The organism is Paenibacillus massiliensis 2301065 = DSM 16942, assembly GCF_000377505.1.
GTDB classification, from domain to species: domain Bacteria; phylum Bacillota; class Bacilli; order Paenibacillales; family Paenibacillaceae; genus Paenibacillus; species Paenibacillus massiliensis.
Map to the genome: position 1 here is coordinate 81,379 of NZ_KB898193.1, position 19,544 is coordinate 100,922.

Consider the following 19,544-nt stretch of genomic DNA (forward strand, 5'->3'; position numbering starts at 1 on the left):
AAATTCCTATTATTTCACAAAAAAAGCAGTACCCAGAATCATCCTCCTGAGTACTGCCTATCTTTCGTGCCCTATTCGTCCATGGTTCTCTAGTACTTGTTGAAGGACAGAGGGATCATCAGCTGCAGTCGGCAGCCTCCAGCCCGTGCATCCTCAATCGTCATTGTACCGCCAAGCTGCTCTACTCGCTCTCTCATACCGCGTAGACCAAATCCCGGTGGCCGGCCGCGCAGACCCCTTCCATTATCCAGCAGACTGAACAGCAGACGCTGCTCTTTCTCCTCCAGTAGAAAATGAAATTCCGTGCTGTGTCCATGCCGAATGCCATTCGTCAGCCCTTCCTGAAGTGCATGATAGATCACTTTCTTGGCAGACATCGAGACGTAGGAGCTGATCGGAGATAACTGCGCGTGAATTCTGACGCTCGTATTCTGCTCCGTGCTTTCCATTAATTCATGCAAGATGCCTGGCAAGTCTGCATAGCGATCCTCACGCAAAAGATGAACAGATTGCCGAATATCCTCCAGACTGCTGCGTGCCAGATTTTGCGCCTGCTGCAGCCGCTCAAGGCCCTCTTCCCGATCCTTTTTCAACAGCCGCTTGCTGGCCTCCATCTGCAATACCACAGAAGTCAAGGTGTGTCCCACGACATCATGAATATCCTGCGCGATACGATGTCGCTCTTCGAAGATCGAGATCTCCGCCAATGCCGCAGATGCCTCCTTCATTGACCTTTCCAGCTCCCTTGTCCGTTCCTCTACCTGCTGCTCCAGATTGCCATGCATATGCTGTACTTCGGCATACAGTCTCGCGTTAGACAACGTCACAGCCCACTGCATGCCCAGCAGCCTGAGCACCTCCTGCCTGCGTGCCGTGAACAGACCTGCAATCAGCGAGCTCTCCAGATAGAGCACTGCAATCAACCGTTGCTGTGTCATGATTGGCAGGCATAATACCGATTTCAATTTTTTTCGCTTTACATAATCCTGACGGGTGAACTGTCCTTCATGACAGGCATGATCCAGCACTAGTGCCGACTTTGTATTTATGGCATAACTAATCAGTGCAGCGGGCGCCACCTCATCCTCGGTCTCCAGTAATCTTGTCTCGATCCGCACCTGATCTCGGGTTCCATGAGCTTCAATTGTATAGCTGTTCTTCTGCTCGTCACACAGAATCACCGCTCCATATTCAGCTCCCGCGTTATACAGCATCATGCGCAGCAACCCGGAGATCAGAGGTATCATCTCAATCTCCCCAGACAAGGCGTAGCCTGCCTCGATCAGGGACATCATATCTGCCTCCTCCAGACCGGAAGGGTGCTTGCGCTGCAATAGCGAGCTATACTTATGCTCCATATCCCGTACCTTGGCTATGGCCCCCCACTGCTCGTAGGCGTTGCAGGCTTCCGTTAAATAGTGACGTGCGAGATACACCTTCCCCCGCTGGATTCCATAACGACCGTAGCATTCGGCGATCATAGCCAGCTCATGCATGTATCCACTATTCGCTGCTTGCTCCAGTGCTTGCTCATACAGGGTCTCTGCCACGCTGAACTTTCCATCCAAGCGTGCAGCCTCAGCTCGCAAAAGGAGCCATTTCTGCGTATACAACGCAGGAGCTCTTTTGGCGATCCGTCGCATCCTGCCTATGAGCTTGCGAATCATGCCTCTGTATTTTTGTTGCTTGTCGCCAGAGCTCATTTCATAAATACGGACAAGCACCAATCCCTCATAAAAATACTGAACGACATTATCACTAGAGCCTGATTTTCTGAGCTTGCTGGAAAATATAGATTGCTCCAGTGCTGCCAGCGCCTCATCGTATTCTCCAAACAAAAATCCGGTTAGATAAGTGAAGTAAAGCGCCAACTCTCTAATCAGTTGGTCATCGTCTCCATAGCCCTCTCCTGCAAGTCTGCGTCTGTGAAACTCCCCTACTGGATAACGCTCGTCACTTGAACGCTCCCCGATCAGCCTGGACACAATGGCAACAAGACCTGTCGCTGTCCATTTCTGCCATGTATTATTCAACCGATCGAACTCATGCTCTCGCTGCTGCAGTTGGTCATAAATCTGTGACAGGGGACGTCCTTCCATCAGCAGAATGACCGCATTGACAATTACATTATGATTGCCCTGGCGCAAATCGCCTGTCTCCATGGAGATGTTCGCCGAAAATTCCGCGAATTGATGTGCCAGCTCTGGTTCGAATTGGCGCCAACTGTCATAGCAAAAAGTGAACGCCGTCTGTACCCGTATATGCAGCTCAGGATAAGGACGGGAGAGGGCCAGCGCCAGCTTTCCCCATTTATAAGTGTTCCTATCATCCCGCTGGTAGTAGAGCATCATCGCGTAGCCAACATATCCGATAGCCGACTCTGGTGCTTGCCCATGCTTCAATGTGATGTTCATGATCAGCAGTGTCGCAGCTACCCAGGCTGCAGGATCTGCCACAAACAAAGCATCCGTGCTTCCAGCCAATACCGTAATGGCAAGCTTCTGCACCTCATCCTCAAGTGGTGGAAGCTCTGCAAGACTAGCGATGTCCTGGCGCCACAGCTGCTGCTTGATGCGAATCCATTGTCTCAACAGCTGCCCTTTCCCTGTCCGCAAACGATACGCTTCGCCCAGCAAGGCCAGCGCCTGTCTGCACAGCGCGACAGCCTGTTCATTCCGATTATAGCTGGCCTCCAGCCGAATGCGGCCAGTAAGGACCTTTACTGAATCCATATCTGTTGCCGCATGGTCCGTCAGTACCGCAAAAACCTCATACGCCCGTGACTCCAGGGCACAGAGCATGGCAGCCTCTGCCTGCTCCATGTAGAGCTGGAACATTATCGTATAATGCAGCTCCCAGTCACCTGGATAGCTGTATTTTGTCGCGGTCTGCCACCATACAAGCGCCTCCTCGTATGCATAAGCTCGCTTGGCCTCCGCACCTGCAGCCATATTCAAGCGGATCAGTAGAAGACGCTCCTCCTCTGGCAGCGGAAGCGTAGGGCAGATCAAATTCCAATGATAGGCTATTTCGAACGGACTAACCTCTTCCCCGCCCCTCAGGCGCACCAGCAGTAATTCCCCCATGCGTCGATGAAGCTCCTGACGAGTCTCTTCCTTCAAATAGCTGTAAGCAGCCTGACGTATTCGATCATGGTAAAAGCGGTAGCTCCTCTTGCCCTCCTCCGGTACATAGACCAACAAATGCTCCTGTACAGCGGATTCCAGCAGGTCTATCGCCTCTTCCTCCGAGCACCCTGTCAGCGCACTTAACGCAGCAACATCACACCTACTCCCTGCTACAGCCACTGCTCCCAGCAGCCCGAGCGCGTGCTGCGACTTTTGGGCCAACCTGGTGGCAAAATAATGCTCGGTCCCCTTCAGAAGTGTCTGAAATATCTCCTGATTCCACTGCCAGCTGCCTTGAACGTTCTGAAAATAAAGCAAGCCTTGATGAAGCGCATCCTGGAGTACCTGCTCCAGAATAAGTGGTTGCCCCTTTGTATGATTCCAGAGCAGCTCCAGCAATAGCTCTTGTTGTTCAATTCGTTCCCCAAATGTATCCTGTAGTAACTGTTCAAGCTCTCCAAGCGGCAGTGCCTGGAGTTGAAGACTATGTACGGGCAATCCGAGTTCAGCCAGTCCCTGCTCCCAGCTATGCGGTAATTGTGTATGGCTCGTCTCACTCTCAGAGCGATAGCTTACAATCACACAAAGATTGCGGGTTCCCGGGTCCTGAAGCAATTGAAGCAAATATTGCAGTGAAGCAGCATCCGCCCACTGGATATCATCCAGCCCAATGACAAGTGGGTCCTCGTGTGTCATGAACAATTGCAGCACACGGTTCAGCACATACGTAAAGCGACTCAGCGCACCATCAGGAGAGACCGGCGGCAATGGCGGCTGCTCACCGATCAATTCCTTCAACGAACAGACACGCTCTGTCAATAGACCTCCATATTCGCCCAGCACCTCTAATAGCCTGACCCTCCAGACCTCCACTTGCAGAGCAGACTGGTTCAGTACATGCATCAGCAAGCGGTCCAGCACACTGAGCCAGGCCTGATAGGGAGACTCCATGTGCTGTTCCTCGAAGGCTTTTATGCTGTAATATCGACTATTACCAGACCAGGACTGCTTGAGTGTCTCCGTCATGAAGAGAGTCTTGCCGATCCCGCTCTCACCGGTGATAGCCAGTATGCGCGCCCGCTCTCCTACAGTAGCTGTAAGGGCAATCTCTCTGAGCAACCATTCGCGTTCCCTCCAGCGCCCGTGCAGTCCATGCAATTGTCCCGATACGTTCTTGGTCTGCTCCGCAGCAGATAGCTCGAATGTTGGAATCTCTCCATTATGTTCCCATTCCTCCAGACAGCGCACCAGATCATTCCGAACCTCCGAGACCGCTTGATAGGACGTATTCCCGTCCTTGCCCAGACATTTGAAGATCATTCGGGACAACATTTCCGGGAGCTTGGAATTGACCTGATGAGGCAGCTCTGGCAGCAATGCTCGGTGACTATACATTAAATCTCCTGCATTCTTAGCCGTAAAAGGTCTATGTCCTGTGAACCATTCATACAGAACGATTCCCAAGGAGTATATATCTGCCTTCATATCATCTGTACGCACAGGCTGCCCTACAACCTCTGGAGACACATAAGCCAGCAGCTCTGTTGTCCAGAGCTCGCCGCTTTGCACAGAGCCGTGCCCCAGCACAGAAGCGCCAAGACTATAATCCATGAAATGCATCTGCTGTCCCACATCATCATATAAGAGACTGGAAGGGGGCAAGGCCAGCATCACAACCTGCTCATGATGCAATTGCTCCAGACGTTCGGTTAGAGCCACCGCAGCCTGAAGCAGATACCCCATGCTCAGCTTCTCCCATCTCTGCGGCTCCAGCAACGCTGACATACTCTCCCCAGCCAACTGCTGGAACAAGAGCACCGGCTTGCCGTCCACATGCTCCAGCAAGCAAGACCCGCTCAGGCCACGCAACGCCAGATGCCTTAACAAATCCTGTTCATAGTGAAAGCTTGCAACGCTACGGGTATCCCAGAATCCCCCAACGCTTGTCTTGGCAATATACTCGTTCCCATCTGCTTTCCGTTGTACATGATGCCACTCGAACCGATCATTCTTCGCTATTTTTTGCAATATGTTATATCCTGATAGCTCTAGCATCCCTCACCCCTTCTTGCCCTATTGGCTTTATACTCTCTAAGCCTACTTCAATCAGCTAACCCATGTGTTACCATAAGCCCGTTCTGTTCACATTCCTCCATCTATTATGCATCATAGCAGTTAATTCCTGAGTAATCATGTGCATCTTATGGATATGGTATAGTATTCAGTAAAAAAGTGCCCCACCCCCACATAACCGACTGAAAATAGGACCTCTTCCATGACAGGTTTTTGCCAGCCGCCACATAGCTTTCCATCCTCCCACATGATATAGTGGACACGATACTACAGAGGATGGAGATTTTACCGTTATGAGTGAACACACACGCCCTCGCAAGGGGACTCAAACCAAGGCTCAACCTACCAAGCAAACCAATTCTCAACCATATACAGGAAAAAAATCAGGCAAGAGCTATGCTAGCGCCAATCAATCCAGTACAAACCAATCAGGTAAAAACCAATCAGGTAAAGGCCAGCAAGATACAGGCAAACACGTTACAAGTAAAAGTAAACCAAAAGTAGGCCATTCATCGGGCCCCCAAAAAACTAGCTCTCATATGAAAGCTGACGCTCCCAAATCGAGAACCAACATGCAAGCCTTTCAGCGTCAGCGTCCTAGTGCTGCCGATGCAGAGGAGTTGCGCCCGAATGATCAGATTGTTGTCACCATCAAGCGATTGGGAATCAACGGCGAAGGCGTTGGCTATTATCGACGCAAAGCTGTATTCATCACGGGCGCGCTGCCGAATGAGGTCGTCAAGGCCAAGGTAGATACTGTGCAGCAAGGCTTTATCCAGGCTACCCTTACAGAGATTGAGAAGCGCTCTGCGCATCGCATTGATGCTCCTTGCCCTGTCTTCGGAGAGTGTGGAGGCTGCCAGATCCAGCATATGTCCTATGAGGGACAGTTGGAGGCCAAGACCGATATTGTCCGTGAAGCGTTCAATCGGTATGCAGGACTTGATTCCGTACCCATGAAGCCAATGCTAGGCATGGAGCATCCGTGGGATTATCGCAATAAGGCGCAGCTACAGGTCACCCGTCGCCAGGGAGAGGTCATCGCCGGACTATATGAAATGAACAGTCATACGATCGTAGATATTAGTGGCTGCCCGATTCAGCATCCCAAGGTCAATCAAGCGGTAGCAGCGACCAAGCAGGTGCTGGACGAGCTGCGTATTCCGCTGTACAAGGATCAGGGCAACCGCGAGGGCATCCGTACGATTGTTGTACGGCATGGGTTCCAGTCCGATCAGCTTCAGGTGACACTCGTCTCCGCAGGAAGCAAGCTACCACAGCAGGAGCAGCTCATTCGCAGGCTACGGCAAGAACTGCCGCAGATGTCTGGCTTGTCCCTGAATATTAACTCTGGCAAGACTCACCTCGTCTTCGGTGACCGGACCCATACACTGTGGGGAACAGAAGCAATGGAGGAGTCACTAGGGGATCTGGAATTCCGTCTGTCTCCGCGTGCCTTCTTCCAGCTCAATCCACAGCAGACCGTCAAGCTGTATGAGAGTGTACGTATTGCAGCTGCGCTGACCGGCAAAGAAACGGTTGTAGATGCCTACTGCGGAACAGGTACGATTGGCCTATGGCTAGCTCCTTACGCCAGTGAGGTGCGAGGTATCGAGGTTATTCCGGAGGCTGTCGAGGATGCGGCACGCAATGCCCGTCTGAACGGGCGGGACAATGCGACATTCTACACGGGGGAAGCCGAGGCACTGCTGCCTCGCTGGGTGAAGAGCGGCTTCACGCCTGATGTCATCATCGCAGATCCTCCGCGCACAGGATTGGACCGTCGTTTTCTGGAGACCATACTTCGTACCAAGCCACAACGATTCGTCTATGTATCCTGCAACCCGTCGACACTGGCCAAGGATGCCAAAGTCTTGCTGGACGGCGGCTATGAGCTACAATGGATACAGCCCGTCGACATGTTCCCGCAGACGAGTCATGTGGAGTGCTGCTCACTGTTCGTCAGGAAGGGCTAATAGTTGAGATGTATTGGCGCACTGCAGCAAAGAAGCGGGAATTTCCCCGCTTCTTTTTTTGATCATAAATACAATTAAGGACGACTATTGATTAGCCGTTACCCTTTTCGACGTAAAAGTATTGTAATACCTACATGACACAACAGTAGCATACGCAGGGGATATCAAAATTTGAACTGCCCCATCAATGTTTTACTTTCTCTTAGCGGGCCTCCACTTGAAACCACAGTTCATACAGCCGTTAACAATTTCACTTCTTCCAACGAAACCGACTAAGATACTTACAGGCAAGGACAAGCTAACGGATATCCCACAAATAATGCCGATGAAAGCTATCAAACCCTCCATCCCCCCACCGTCTACGCCACTTCCACTACTACCGACGTTAACATTCATCTGTCCCCCACTTAACCTTAGAGAAACTAATCATCTACTGTCTAAATCGTAGTGACACCCCTTCCACGTACCAATGAGTTCAGTAGCCGAAAATCAATGGCTCCGTCCTCAGCATAATTTTTGCAACCTATTTAAATATCAGTCACATTCATTGATTTCCTGAACACATACACGTGATAAATTTCACATTATCCCCTATCTTTATATGCTAAAATTCCAACGAACAATGGTTTCGGACTCTGGAATAACCTGCTAAAAGCTTACTACACAACGTTTTTTACCAATTTTGTTATTAAAATGTGTTGCATTTTAATATATATATATTTTATTTTACTGGAGGTCATTTAGATGAAGAAAGCATCTATTCTACTCTGCACTGCCCTGTTGATCGGTGTTCTTGCTGGCTGTAATTCGAACAGCAGCACCGAGAATACAGCCCCTGCAAACAATGGCGCAACGACTGAAAACACAGGAGCTGCGAGCGGTACGAACAGCGGAGACACTGCCGCTGAGCAAGGCCAATACCAAGACGGCGTGTACTATGCTATTGGTGAAGTTGATGCTAAAACCGGCTGGCAATATTATGTTACCTTGACTGTTGCAAGCGGTAAAATTACCGAAGCCAACTGGAGCGGCATTAACGCTAATGTAGGCCCTGACAAAAAGACATACTCTGAATCCGGCAAGTATGGCATGAAAGCTGGCGGCGCTTCTGCCGAATGGCATGAGCAAGCTGCACTAGCTGAAGCCTACCTCATTGAAAAGCAAGACCCTAAAGCCGTCACTTTGAATGAAGAGGGTAAGACTGACGCGATCTCTGGCGTATCAGTGCATGTCAATGAATTATTCGATCTTGCTGACAAGGCACTGGCAGCTGGTCCGGTAGAAGCAGGTATTTATAAAGACGGAACCTACCATGCCGAAGCTGACAAATTCGCCGAGAAGTCCGGCTGGAAAGAAACGGCTGACGTTGTTGTCGCTGCGGGCAAGATCATCCATGTTAACTTCAGTGGTGTGAACGAAGCTGGTGAAGACAAGAAACAAAACTCCATCGATGGAAAATACGGCATGAAAGCCGGCGGCGCATCTTCCGAATGGCACGAACAGGCTGCTCTGGCTGAGTCCTATCTCGTCGAGAAACAAGATCCTGCCTCCCTTACATTTAACGAAGAAGGCAAGACCGATGCGATCTCCGGCGTATCTGTTTCCCTGAAAAGCTACTATGACCTTGTAACCAAAGCACTTGAAGGTGCGAAATAATTCGTAATTAGAAGTTAGGTAAGTCCCACCACCCTAGTTAAGCAGGTGAATCTTTTGAAGAAAATTGTTGTCCTCGGCGGAGGCTACGGCGGTGTTGTTACTGGTAAGCACCTCGCCAAATTGTTCAAGAAGGATAAGGACGTGTCGATCCAATTGATCGACCGCAATCCTTATCACACACTCCTGACGGAGCTGCACGAGGTCGCGGCTAACCGCGCTCCTGAAGACTCGGTAAAGATTGAGCTCAAGAAGATTTTTGCCGGTCAAAAGGTTGACGTCGTTCTGGATTCTATCGATAATATCGACTTTGCAGCTAAAGAGCTTCGTTCTGCAAAAACAACCTACAAGTATGATTACCTCGTTATCGGTACTGGCTGTAAGCCAACCTTCTTTGGAATTCCAGGTGCGGAGGAGCACTCACTGACTCTCTGGTCCTATGAAGATGCTGTTATAATCAAAGACCGAATCCGTGATAAATTCGGCAAGGCTGCTAAAGAAAACGATCCGGTAAAACGCCATAAAATGCTCTCTTTCGTGATCGTAGGTGCTGGCTTTACCGGTGTTGAGCTTGTGGGTGAAATGGCGGAGTTCCGCGATGAGCTTTGCAAGGAATTCTATATCGATCCTAGCGAGGTTCGTCTTGTCGTTGCTGATATGGCACCGAAAATTCTGCCGATTCTGCCTGACAAGCTGATTGAAAAATCAACCAAGTACCTGAACAAGATCGGCGTAGAAATTGTAACCAGCGCAAAAATCACTGGCGTTACCCCGTCTGGCGTAGTGCTCGGTGATAAACAGCTTGAAGCCGATACGGTAGTATGGACCGCAGGTGTTGAGGGCTCCGAGCTCGTCGGCAAGCTGGATGTTAAACAAGAAGGTCGCAAGCGCATTGTGACTAACGACAAGCTGCAAAGTGTTGATCATGACAATGTATACATCGTCGGCGACAACATCTTCTTCATTCCTGAAGGTGAGTCTCGTCCGGTTCCTCAGATGGTTGAAAATGCGGAGCAAGCAGGCCCGTTGATCGCCCATAACATCTATGCGGATGTGCATAACAAGCCGAAGAAGCCTTACAAACCAGGCTTCCACGGTACTATGGTAAGTATCGGCAGCCGCTACGGCGTAGCGAATGTCGGTCTTCCGAACAAAATGTTCATGCTCACCGGCTTTATGGCGATGTTATCCAAGCACATGATCAACATGTACTACCTCTTCACTGTAGCTGGCTTTAATAAAGTATGGACTTATATGATGCATGAGTTCTTCCATGTGAACCATCGCAGAAGCTTTGTCGGTGGACACTTCGCTAAGCGTTCCCCGAACTTCTGGTTGGTGCCGCTTCGTATCTTTGTTGGCTGGAAGTGGCTGGAAGAGGGTCTAGACAAGCTACCGAAGATTTTGAAGGACCCATCAAATATATTCCTGATTCCACCACCACCGCATGCGGATGTTGTGACCGCAGCAAGTGATGCGGCCGGTACTGTCAAGGATGCTGTCGACGCTTCGTCCGCAGCCTCGGCTGTAGAAAGCGCATCGACTGCCGTAACTGCGTTACCAGTTCCTGATTTTGTGAGTAGTAGTGTGAACTGGTTCATGAACCTCTTCTTCTATACACCAGATGGTGGTTATACCGCTCTTGCTAGCGTGTTCCAATTCTTTATGGTGTTCATGGAAATTGCAGTCGGGCTCATGCTCATCGTCGGTCTGTTCACAGCTGTAGCTTCCGCTATTACTGTTGCTCTCGGCGTTATGATCTGGTCCTCCAGCATGGCCTCGGCTGAAATGCTGTGGTACATGACAGCAGGTGTTGCTCTGATCGGTGGGTCTGGCAGTGCATTCGGACTTGATTACTATGTACTTCCTTGGCTCAAGAAGCAATGGAAGAGGATTCCTCTCGTTCGACGATGGTATCTGTACACAGAGTAATGGATTGAACTTGAGTAAGCTCAACAAATAGCCTCAATTAGAGTAATGCGCGCATGCGTGCATTACTCTAATTTTTACTTTTTCTAGCTTGAGTTGTGCAGCAATACGTCTGGAGGAGTGTGCCATCATGAACAAATACGAGCTGATCCAAGACACATTTCATATGTTGCAGAGAGAAATTTCACCGGATACGGGAATTCGACTGAATATGCCTTGTGAAGAAGCGGAAGAGATGGCGAGTCTGCTGCTTGAATATGGACTTCCAGCGCTACGCACGACCCGTTTATTATCTATTTACATCGCAATCAAGCTCGCCCTCCTGCGTCATTCGGAATGCGACAACGCTCTGAACGGAGAGAAGTTGACCCGCAGTGTGCTCGACGGCGACTACCTATATAGCTTCTATGTGCAGCTTTGTCTGCAATGGAATGAGCATGATCTTCTCGTCCGTCTTGCCCCCGTCATTAAGCAAATACAGATTCGGAGAATCGAAGGCGCTTCCTATGACGATGCCTTGCTTCGCTGCTGGGAGCTGTTTCTGGAGATGGAGGAAGGACATGTTCGCAAGAGTTGTGCCATCTGAGGCCGACAGGCCCTTATCAACATCAATCGGGAGAGAATCATATGACAAGACTGGATGCAGAACTAGGGATCTCGCTTCGCTCCGTTGATCGTGCCATCGAGAGTATGGTCAAATTCGATAAGGATATACCCCGCTCTTCCATGCTTGCCCAGCATGTTCTTCAACTGATCCGTTCTGGCGGCAAAAGAATTCGCCCGTTGCTGGTTATCGTAGGGTCACGCTTCGGCCCATCCGCTGAAGAGAAGGACACCATGAGGCTGGCGGCGGCGGCTGAGCTCATTCATGCGGCATCCCTGATTCACGATGACATTATTGATGATTCATCGGTCCGACGTGGCGAGCCTGCACTGCACGTCAAACTTGGCATCCATGATGCCCTGCATGTCGGCAACTATATGTCCGCACGCGTCGTTGAGCTAATCACCGAATATTCTGCAGAACGGGAGCGCTTTGCCTACGATTTGTCTTCCCTCGTTACCACTCAGCTATGCCTGGGTGAATATCAGCAACTATCCCATTTGTATAATTACGAGGTTCATATTGAGGATTATTTGGAGAAGTCCCGGAACAAGACAGCGCAATTGATGGCGTCGTGCCTGAAGATCGGCGCATTATCTGGAGGCGCGAAGAATGATATCTCAGAGCTGCTTTATTCCTTCGGTGAGAAGCTAGGAATGGCCTTTCAGATTCGCGACGATATTCTGGACTTTACTCAATCCGCCGAGAAGCTTGGCAAACCGGCTGGCAGCGATCTCCGCAAGGGCCAGGTAACCCTTCCTGTGCTGTTCGCACTGGAGCAGGAGGAGCTGGCTTCAAGGATTCGTTCTATCGGACCGGATACTCCTAAAGCTCAGGTTGATGCGGTTGTGACCCTCATTCAGCAGTCGGATGCGCTCCGGCAGAGCGAGCTGATCAGTGAACAATATCTCGACGACGCTCAGCACATTATTCGGCAGCTGGAGTCCTATCCTGCCCATCGGGATTTGACCGTCCTGCTGAACTATCTTAGCGGACGGGAACATTAATGGCATACATGTATGCAAGAGAGGGTGCCCCTCAGTCATCTACGATGACCTTTGGGACAGCCTTTTTTTATGGATCGCCCCATTTCAGCTGAGATAGCCCGCTGGTACTGCGCTAATCTGAACATTTACGTCAAATATCCTCAAATAAGCTTCGGATTGTTCTGCAAATGCAGACAAGAGCACCGCCCACAATTGCTGGCAGTGCTCTTGAGATTGACATGAGGGTAGCTACCCTCATGGGAAAACATCAGCCATGCTACGGCTAATACATATGGCTAACTCAACAGAAAGAAATCAGCCATCGTGAACAACAGGATCGTCATACTGATTACCTGATTCAGATTGTACGAAGCCACCTTCATGACCTTACGGTTAGAAGGCTTGATGATCCGATGCTCTGCCATCAGCAGCAGAATCGAAATGACCAGGCCCAAAATGTACAGCCAGCCAAGCTGCTGGATCGGAATCAGCGAGATCAGCAGCAGCACCATAATCGAATGAAGTCCCGCAGCAATGCGCAGACCGTTCTTTAAGCCGAATATGCTAGGGACGGACCATAGCTTGTGCTCCCGGTCGAACTCAATGTCCTGGGAGCCATAAATGATGTCAAACCCGGCGATCCACAGCATCACGACGGTTCCCAGGATAAATGGCAGAAAGGCGAATTCACCTGTGACGGCGAACCAGGCGCCGATCGGTGCTGAAGCGATGGTGAAGCCAAGATACAGATGGCTCATGTAAGTAAACCGTTTCGTATACGAATAGGATGAGATCAAGAAGATCGCTACTGGTGACAAAATCAGGCAGAGCGGATTCAGCATTCCCGCTGCGACAATAAAGATGGCGTAGTTCACCACGACAAACAAGAGCACTTCTCTCTCCCCTAACAGCATCCTCGGTAGATGACGATGCGCCGTGCGGGGGTTCTGGGCATCGAAGACCCGGTCAACGACACGGTTGAAGGCATTTGCCCCATTACGGGCAGCGACCAGGGCGATCAGCCCCCATAACATGATCCGCCCTGACGGTAGCCCGTCAGCCGCCCAGATCATGGAGATGACCGCGAAGGGTAGGGAGAACAGTGTGTGGGAGAACATAACCAATTCACCGTACAGCTTGATGCGGTGAACAATTTTACGCGTGATCTCCATGATGAACTCCCTCCTGTGCCACGGATGATGCTGTGTGCACCGCTTCCTCAAGCGCTTGGTCAAGCGCTGCAAGCATCTCTGTGATGTCCTTCTCCGTAATGACGAGCGGCGGCTGGAAGGCCAGCACATTGCGGCCGACACCGTTCTTGCCGATAATGAAGCCGCGATCCTTCAGCGTCTCAAGGACGTCATCGACAAGGTGGGCGCCAAGCTCCGTGTCGCCCGCACTCAGCTCAGCGCCAAGCATCAGACCGGCGCCGCGCACCTCGGACAGCACGCGCGGATAGCGTGCTGCCAGCTCTTCCAGACCGGCGCGCAACAGGCCGCCCAAGCGCTCGGCACGTTCCGGCAGGCGGTTCGCTTCGATGTAATCCAGCACCGCCAGCGCGGTGGCCGATGAGACGGGATTGCCGCCGAACGTGGAGGCCGAAGGCCGCGTGAAGCTGGCGGCAATGACATCATTCGAAGCAAACGCCGCTACCGGAACACCGCTACCGAGCGCCTTCGCCATGGAGATAATATCGGGCGTCACGCCCCAGCGATCCATGGCGAACATGCGGCCTGTGCGGCCGAAGCCGGTCTGAATCTCGTCGGCGATGAGCAGTACGCCATACTGCTCAAGCACAGCCTTCACTTCAGGGAAGTACCAATCCGGCGGTACAATAATGCCAGCATTGCCCTGAATTGGCTCTACGATCATAGCGGCAATATCGCTGCCTTTCTCCTCCAGCACCGCCTTCAGCGCCTCGAGCGAGCGGCGTGCCGCAGCATCTGCACTCATCCCTTGCTCATAGGGACGCGGAATGAATGTTACGTCTTCCGCAGCATCCAGCCTAGGAAGCTGCGGATCTGAGCGCCACATCTGTAGCCCTGTGACGCTCATCGTCAAATAGGTCCGTCCATGCAGCCCCTGCTCTAGCGCGATGAATCCTTTGCGACCTGTATGCAGCCGGGCAAGCAGCAGGGCTCCCTCATTGGCCTCGGAGCCGCTGTTGACAAAGAACGTACGGCACAGGTCTCCTGGCAGCACCTCCGCAAGTCGCTCCGCTAGATCGACATTGGGCTGCGTCAAATAGATGGTGCAGGTATGCTGCAGTGTTCTAAGCTGCTCCATCGTTCTTTCCACAATTTCCGGATTGCAATGGCCGCTGGCCACCACCGATACGCCAGCAAAAAAGTCGATGTATCTTTTCCCGTCATGTCCGTACAGGTATTGCATATCTCCTCGTACAAACTGAGGTGGATTCCGATAGAAGTGACTCGTAGTAGGGTAAAAATACTTACTCCGCTTCTCCAAAATGCCTTCCGGTCCAATATATTGCTGCATGCTTCATTCGCCTCTCTTCTGTTCAATCGCTATTTCACTTATACTAACGGCCGGACACTGTTATAGCGCCCGGCCCATGCATTGGCTTACCGCTGTACTGCCGGCTCGCTTTCTTTGGTCACTGCAGCTTCATTTTGCACGGTGCTTAAGGTCGTATTCGCGACAGCAGCCCCGCCGTCAAACTGAAGTGCGCCCAGCGTATACCCGGCATAGATTGGGTTCAGGGATGCGAGTAGCTCTTCCGCACGCTCCGGCTCATTCAAAGCGGTCTTGTACGCTGTGACAATCGCTGCCAGCTGCTCCGGGCGATAAGTCGTACCTTCGATCCGGAATACGGCCAGACCTGCTTTCTTTAACTCGGGAACGAGCGGCAGAAGACAGAGCTCCTTGGCCAGGGTCAAGTGATTGCGTCCATGCACATCACGGTACACGGGACTCTCTCCCTTATCCGTTTTGAGCACCAGAACCGAATTGGCGACATAGGTATTATCCTCTTCGCCCATCGGCTCAAGCACCTCCGTATTCTCATACAGATCATGCTCCATATACATTAATGCTGGTGATCCGTGAACAATCGCCTCAAGCGGTACCGGCGTCTCCGCCAGCAGCGCCCGGAAATCAATCGCAGGTAGCTCCATAGAAGCAGTGAGACGCGTCACCCCCATCTTGCTATAGAAGCCAGCAGATAGCTTGTTATATACGTTCAAGTTGAAGTCTCCGATTAATGGATAGCCTTTACTGGAAAATTTACGAACAGCCCCAAGGTTGGTCACCATGACGCCATCAATCGGCAACCGTTCACCCGAGAGCAATCCGTCATAGATGTCGAACTGTAGCTCTGTCATCATCCGCGGCAGGCAGACATATAGCTTCGCCTCGCCCTTTATGGCTGCAAGCTGTCTAATCTCTTCCTTCGTAAACGCATGGTCGGGTTCGTATACATCTCCTGATAGGTAGATATGGTCCGCACCCGCTGCAAGCGCCGCCTCAGCCTGTGTGACATTATTCACATGAACGGAAATCTCTGGGCGCTCAGCAGTCACTTTCTGTGTCCCTGTATATGCAGACCACATGCTGCGAAGCTCGTTCAGCCTTTTCTCTCCAAGCTCCCGTTCCTCGGTCGGTGTGCTGAATACTTTGCCTGTACTATAGAACTTGCCTGTTCCTTCATAACGCTCATTGATGTTGGACAACCCAGGACGTCCAAAAGCATATGCCGTCGAGAAGTCGCGTTTCCGATTGTCATACAGCACATCACGATCCTTGGCACGTTCAAATCCGACCGGATCCGCAATATAGCGGTCAATAGCATCTCCATAGGCGTTGACCAGCATAAGCACGAACGCCGTGTCCCGCATTCGGCCCTCGATCTTGAAGGATGTAATTCCACCATGGATCAGCTCTGGAATGTGCTCATACATATACATATCTTTAACGGCCAGCGGATATTCGGAAGGATAGATGAAGCCGTCCTTTTTAACTCGATAATCCCAACGACATGGCTTCAGACATTTGCCCCGGTTACTGCTCATTCCGAATACCATCGAGCTAAAGTAGCAATTCGCACCGTGAACGGAGCACATATCGCCGTGAATAAAGTATTCCAGCTCCATGCCCGTCTGTGCCTGTAGATAACGCGTAGATGCCAGATCCATCTCTCGGGAAGTAACTACCCGGGTGACCCCTAGCTCCTTCAAGGCCTCCACCATCTCAATATTATGAACATTCATCATGACCGAGGAATGAACCGGTATCGACAGGCCCAATTCACGAATCAGCTCCAGAATAGCAAAATCCTGAACGATGATCGCATCTGGACCTGCATGCTCCAAAAAGCGCAAGTAATCTGCTGCTTCCTCCAATTCCCCTTCATTTAGCAAATTATTAACCGTAACATAGACCTTCTTGCCGAGGGAATGTGCGATTTGTACCGCCTCGATAATTTGCTCAAACGTAAAATTGTACCCTTTGCGCATCATGCGCATATTCAGACTCGGACCCCCAAAATACACCGCATCACAGCCCGCTGCGATAACCTCCTCGAAAATCTCAAACGTTCCCGCCGGTGCAAGCAATTCGACTTCTTTTCCATTAAAAAAGCGCGCCACAGCGTTTCCCCTCCTTCTAGTTGCCTCGAATAATATGTGTTATTTATCTGTATAGCTTAAACCCCTAACATCCATTGAAGTCCAAGCACAACTCCAATCAAGCCCACGAATGATAGCACGAACCCTGTAGCCCGTGTGCACCAGACCAGCTTGTGGTACTCCGAACGCGGTTCTCCGATGATGAAGCCCCGGGCCTCCATGGAGAACACAAGCTCTTCCGCACGGCGAAAGGCACTGACGGTCACGGGTACGAGCAGTGAGACCAACAGCTTACCCTTTTCCTTCCAAGCGAGCTCCTTCAGGTCTGCACCACGTGCCGCCTGGGCCTTGAGTATTTTGTGGGTCTCATCCAGAATGGTCGGGATGAATCGCAGCGCAATGCCCATCATCAGCGTTAGCCGCTCTGCGGAGATGCCGATTTTTTTCAACGGAGAGAGCACCCCGCCAAGACCTTGATTCAGGACCCCAGGTGTCGTTGTAAATGTCAGCATTGCCGTAAAGGATACCAGTAAGGCCATTCTGCATGCAGAGATCATTCCGCGCGTCAGCCCACCAGCAAAGAGCGTAATATGGCCTACCTCAAGCAAGGGCCTTCCCTCCTGGGTGGTCAGACTCTGCACGACAAAAATAAAAACCATCAACACCCACAAAGGCTTGGCGGCTTTGGCGTAATATTTGAGTGGAATTAGAGTCATTTTCATATAAATTAGAGAAAATACCGTCGCAAGCAAGAGTGGAATCCATGAATTCACCAGCATCAGTGCCACCAAATACAGCACCATCCCGGTCAATTTCGCCCGCGGGTCGATCAGGTGAATCCAGGAGCCGGTATTGATGCTCCGTCCGAACAGGAGCTTGTTTTGCATAATCTAACCGACTCCTTTTCTCTTGATGTCACGCTGCTCCAGCAAGTCATGAATTCTTACAGCTGCCTTTTCCGCTGTCAAGCAAGGCTCTTCGTGCTCCAATCCCAACTGCTTGGCAAGACGGTTCCATACCTTGATGCAAGCAGGCACAGCAAGATTGCACTCTCGCTCGAGCCTGCCCGCTTCACGCACAAGCTCCGCCGGGCCACCTTGAAATACCTTCGTTCCCTGATGCATCACAATCCAGGTATCGGCGTAGGGAAGCATTTCCTCAATTCGATGGGTAACGACGATAATCGTCTTGCCTTCTTCCGCCTGCATCTTCCCGAGCAGACCAGCTAGCTCGGACCGGCTCTCGGGATCAAGCGTTGCCGTCGGCTCATCCAGCACGATGACATCTGGGTCCATCGCCAGCACAGAGGCAATCGCTATCTTCCGCATTTGTCCACCACTTAAGTGGAACGGATTCCGGGGCAGGAAGGAGGCATCAAGTCCGACCAGCTCCAAGGCGCGAATCGCACCCTTTCGTGCAGCTTCGCGGTCCATACCGAAATTGAGCGGGCCGAACATGAGATCCTTTTCTACCGTATCCTCGAACAGCTGCTGCTCGGGGAATTGAAATACTAGTCCTACCCTGCGCCTCAGCTCCTGCAGTGGAGGCTGCTTGCTTCCTGCCTTCAGCATGAAGTCCAGTACACGCACCTTGCCCCCAGTGGGCTTCAATATCCCGTTAAAATGCTGGAGCAATGTCGATTTACCCGAACCAGATGCACCAGCAATCCCCGCAAAGGCTCCATTCTCAAGCTGGAGACTTACATCGTGCAGGGCGGAATGGCTCCACATGCTGCGGGCATCATATGCATAGCTTACTTCTTCGAAAACAATTGCCATATCTGATCCGCCATCTCCCTGCTCTGCTGCTTCCCGTTCGGCATCGTAATTCCCAGCTTGTAAAGTTCTGCCTCCAGCCGGATGGAGTAAGGGGCAATGAGACGGCAGGTCTGCAATAGTTCGCTGTCATGAAACAGCTCCCATGGTGTCAAATCTGCTGCAATCCCACCGTTGCTCAGTACGATGACACGGTCTGAAGCCATAATCTCCTCCGCATCATGCGTAATCGAGATCATGGTGTATCGGCCTCCTGCCTTCATCTCTCGCAATATATCCAACAATTCTCCTCGCGCCTTCTCATCCAGCATGGAGGATGCCTCGTCAAAAATGACGATCTCCGGTTCAAGCGCCAATATTGAAGCTACTGCGACCCGCTGCTTCTGTCCACCGGACAGCTCGGACGGATGCTTGGTCAGCAAATGGTCAATCTCCAGCTTCTCTGCATAGCTGCGGACCCGCTCCTTCATTTCCTTGCGTGGAAGATGACGGTTCTCTAGCCCAAAGGCAATGTCCTCCTCCACAGTTGAGCCGATGAACTGATTATCCGGGTTCTGAAATACCATTCCGATCCGGGGACGCAGCTTTCCAATGGTTCCGCTGGACAGCAGGATTCCATCCACCTCAATCGTCCCCTCATTCATCGTTAGCAGACCGCCGAGCAGCTTGGCCAGCGTCGACTTGCCGCAGCCGTTCGGGCCCACCAGTGAGACCCAGCTTCCCGGGAGGATGCTGAATGACAGATCGCTCAGCACCGGCTTCTCTGGTGAATACGCGAATGATACATGCTGTACGTTATAAGCGGGTTGCCGCTCTGTCATTCTTCTCCCTCCT

At 51.4% G+C, this 19,544-nt stretch carries 12 protein-coding genes; 5 read left to right on the plus strand and 7 right to left on the minus strand.

Annotated elements, in window-relative coordinates; genetic code table 11:
• Window positions 1-89 precede the first annotated feature (89 nt).
• Window positions 90-5,183 carry an AAA family ATPase gene (locus D328_RS0118325; RefSeq protein ID WP_018886493.1) on the minus strand — a complete coding sequence of 1,698 codons (5,094 nt, stop codon included), beginning with the start codon at window positions 5,181-5,183 and terminating at the stop codon, window positions 90-92.
• Window positions 5,184-5,773: 590 nt separating this feature from the next.
• Between D328_RS0118325 and rlmD the strand changes: the two genes are divergently transcribed.
• The 5 genes from rlmD to D328_RS0118355 all read left to right on the plus strand — a co-directional run bounded on the left by rlmD (window position 5,774) and on the right by D328_RS0118355 (window position 12,370).
• Window positions 5,774-7,177, plus strand: coding sequence for a 23S rRNA (uracil(1939)-C(5))-methyltransferase RlmD (rlmD, locus tag D328_RS0118330; RefSeq protein ID WP_018886495.1), 1,404 nt, complete (start codon window positions 5,774-5,776; stop codon window positions 7,175-7,177).
• Between the two features lie 744 nt (window positions 7,178-7,921).
• Window positions 7,922-8,833 (plus strand): hypothetical protein, encoded by a 912-nt coding sequence (locus D328_RS0118340; protein WP_018886497.1) that lies wholly within the window; start codon window positions 7,922-7,924, stop codon window positions 8,831-8,833.
• 54 nt (window positions 8,834-8,887) lie between these two features.
• Window positions 8,888-10,762 (plus strand): FAD-dependent oxidoreductase, encoded by a 1,875-nt coding sequence (locus tag D328_RS0118345; protein WP_018886498.1) that lies wholly within the window; start codon window positions 8,888-8,890, stop codon window positions 10,760-10,762.
• 127 nt (window positions 10,763-10,889) lie between these two features.
• Window positions 10,890-11,345 (plus strand): hypothetical protein, encoded by a 456-nt coding sequence (locus tag D328_RS0118350; protein WP_018886499.1) that lies wholly within the window; start codon window positions 10,890-10,892, stop codon window positions 11,343-11,345.
• A gap of 41 nt (window positions 11,346-11,386) precedes the next feature.
• Window positions 11,387-12,370 carry a polyprenyl synthetase family protein gene (locus D328_RS0118355; RefSeq protein ID WP_018886500.1) on the plus strand — a complete coding sequence of 328 codons (984 nt, stop codon included), beginning with the start codon at window positions 11,387-11,389 and terminating at the stop codon, window positions 12,368-12,370.
• A gap of 275 nt (window positions 12,371-12,645) precedes the next feature.
• Here D328_RS0118355 and D328_RS0118360 read toward each other — a convergent pair whose 3' ends face one another.
• From D328_RS0118360 to D328_RS0118385, 6 genes are all read right to left on the minus strand, one after another.
• Entirely contained in the window at window positions 12,646-13,521 is an 876-nt protein-coding gene (locus D328_RS0118360) for a UbiA-like polyprenyltransferase (protein WP_018886501.1), read from the minus strand.
• Complete coding sequence (locus D328_RS0118365; RefSeq protein WP_018886502.1) at window positions 13,505-14,848, minus strand: aspartate aminotransferase family protein; 1,344 nt, start codon at window positions 14,846-14,848, stop codon at window positions 13,505-13,507. Before D328_RS0118365 ends, D328_RS0118360 begins: the two co-directional genes overlap by 17 nt.
• A gap of 86 nt (window positions 14,849-14,934) precedes the next feature.
• On the minus strand, window positions 14,935-16,956 hold the full coding sequence (locus D328_RS0118370) for a peptidase U32 family protein (protein ID WP_018886503.1): 2,022 nt from the start codon (window positions 16,954-16,956) through the stop codon (window positions 14,935-14,937).
• 56 nt (window positions 16,957-17,012) lie between these two features.
• Window positions 17,013-17,822 (minus strand): energy-coupling factor transporter transmembrane component T family protein, encoded by an 810-nt coding sequence (locus D328_RS0118375; RefSeq protein ID WP_018886504.1) that lies wholly within the window; start codon window positions 17,820-17,822, stop codon window positions 17,013-17,015.
• 3 nt (window positions 17,823-17,825) lie between these two features.
• Window positions 17,826-18,713 carry an ATP-binding cassette domain-containing protein gene (locus D328_RS0118380; protein ID WP_018886505.1) on the minus strand — a complete coding sequence of 296 codons (888 nt, stop codon included), beginning with the start codon at window positions 18,711-18,713 and terminating at the stop codon, window positions 17,826-17,828.
• Window positions 18,689-19,531, minus strand: coding sequence for an energy-coupling factor transporter ATPase (locus D328_RS0118385; protein ID WP_018886506.1), 843 nt, complete (start codon window positions 19,529-19,531; stop codon window positions 18,689-18,691). The genes D328_RS0118380 and D328_RS0118385 overlap by 25 nt, the downstream gene beginning before the upstream one ends.
• Between the last annotated feature and the right edge of the window lie 13 nt (window positions 19,532-19,544).

What these genes read in the sequence shown, in the direction of transcription:
- D328_RS0118325 (WP_018886493.1), bottom strand. Translation starts at nt 5,183, where the DNA reads ATGCTAGAGCTATCAGGATATAACATATTGCAAAAAATAGCGAAGAAT.
- rlmD (WP_018886495.1), top strand. Translation starts at nt 5,774, where the DNA reads ATGCAAGCCTTTCAGCGTCAGCGTCCTAGTGCTGCCGATGCAGAGGAG.
- D328_RS0118340 (WP_018886497.1), top strand. Translation starts at nt 7,922, where the DNA reads ATGAAGAAAGCATCTATTCTACTCTGCACTGCCCTGTTGATCGGTGTT.
- D328_RS0118350 (WP_018886499.1), top strand. Translation starts at nt 10,890, where the DNA reads ATGAACAAATACGAGCTGATCCAAGACACATTTCATATGTTGCAGAGA.
- D328_RS0118355 (WP_018886500.1), top strand. Translation starts at nt 11,387, where the DNA reads ATGACAAGACTGGATGCAGAACTAGGGATCTCGCTTCGCTCCGTTGAT.
- D328_RS0118360 (WP_018886501.1), bottom strand. Translation starts at nt 13,521, where the DNA reads ATGGAGATCACGCGTAAAATTGTTCACCGCATCAAGCTGTACGGTGAA.
- D328_RS0118365 (WP_018886502.1), bottom strand. Translation starts at nt 14,848, where the DNA reads ATGCAGCAATATATTGGACCGGAAGGCATTTTGGAGAAGCGGAGTAAG.
- D328_RS0118375 (WP_018886504.1), bottom strand. Translation starts at nt 17,822, where the DNA reads ATGCAAAACAAGCTCCTGTTCGGACGGAGCATCAATACCGGCTCCTGG.
- D328_RS0118380 (WP_018886505.1), bottom strand. Translation starts at nt 18,713, where the DNA reads ATGGCAATTGTTTTCGAAGAAGTAAGCTATGCATATGATGCCCGCAGC.
- D328_RS0118385 (WP_018886506.1), bottom strand. Translation starts at nt 19,531, where the DNA reads ATGACAGAGCGGCAACCCGCTTATAACGTACAGCATGTATCATTCGCG.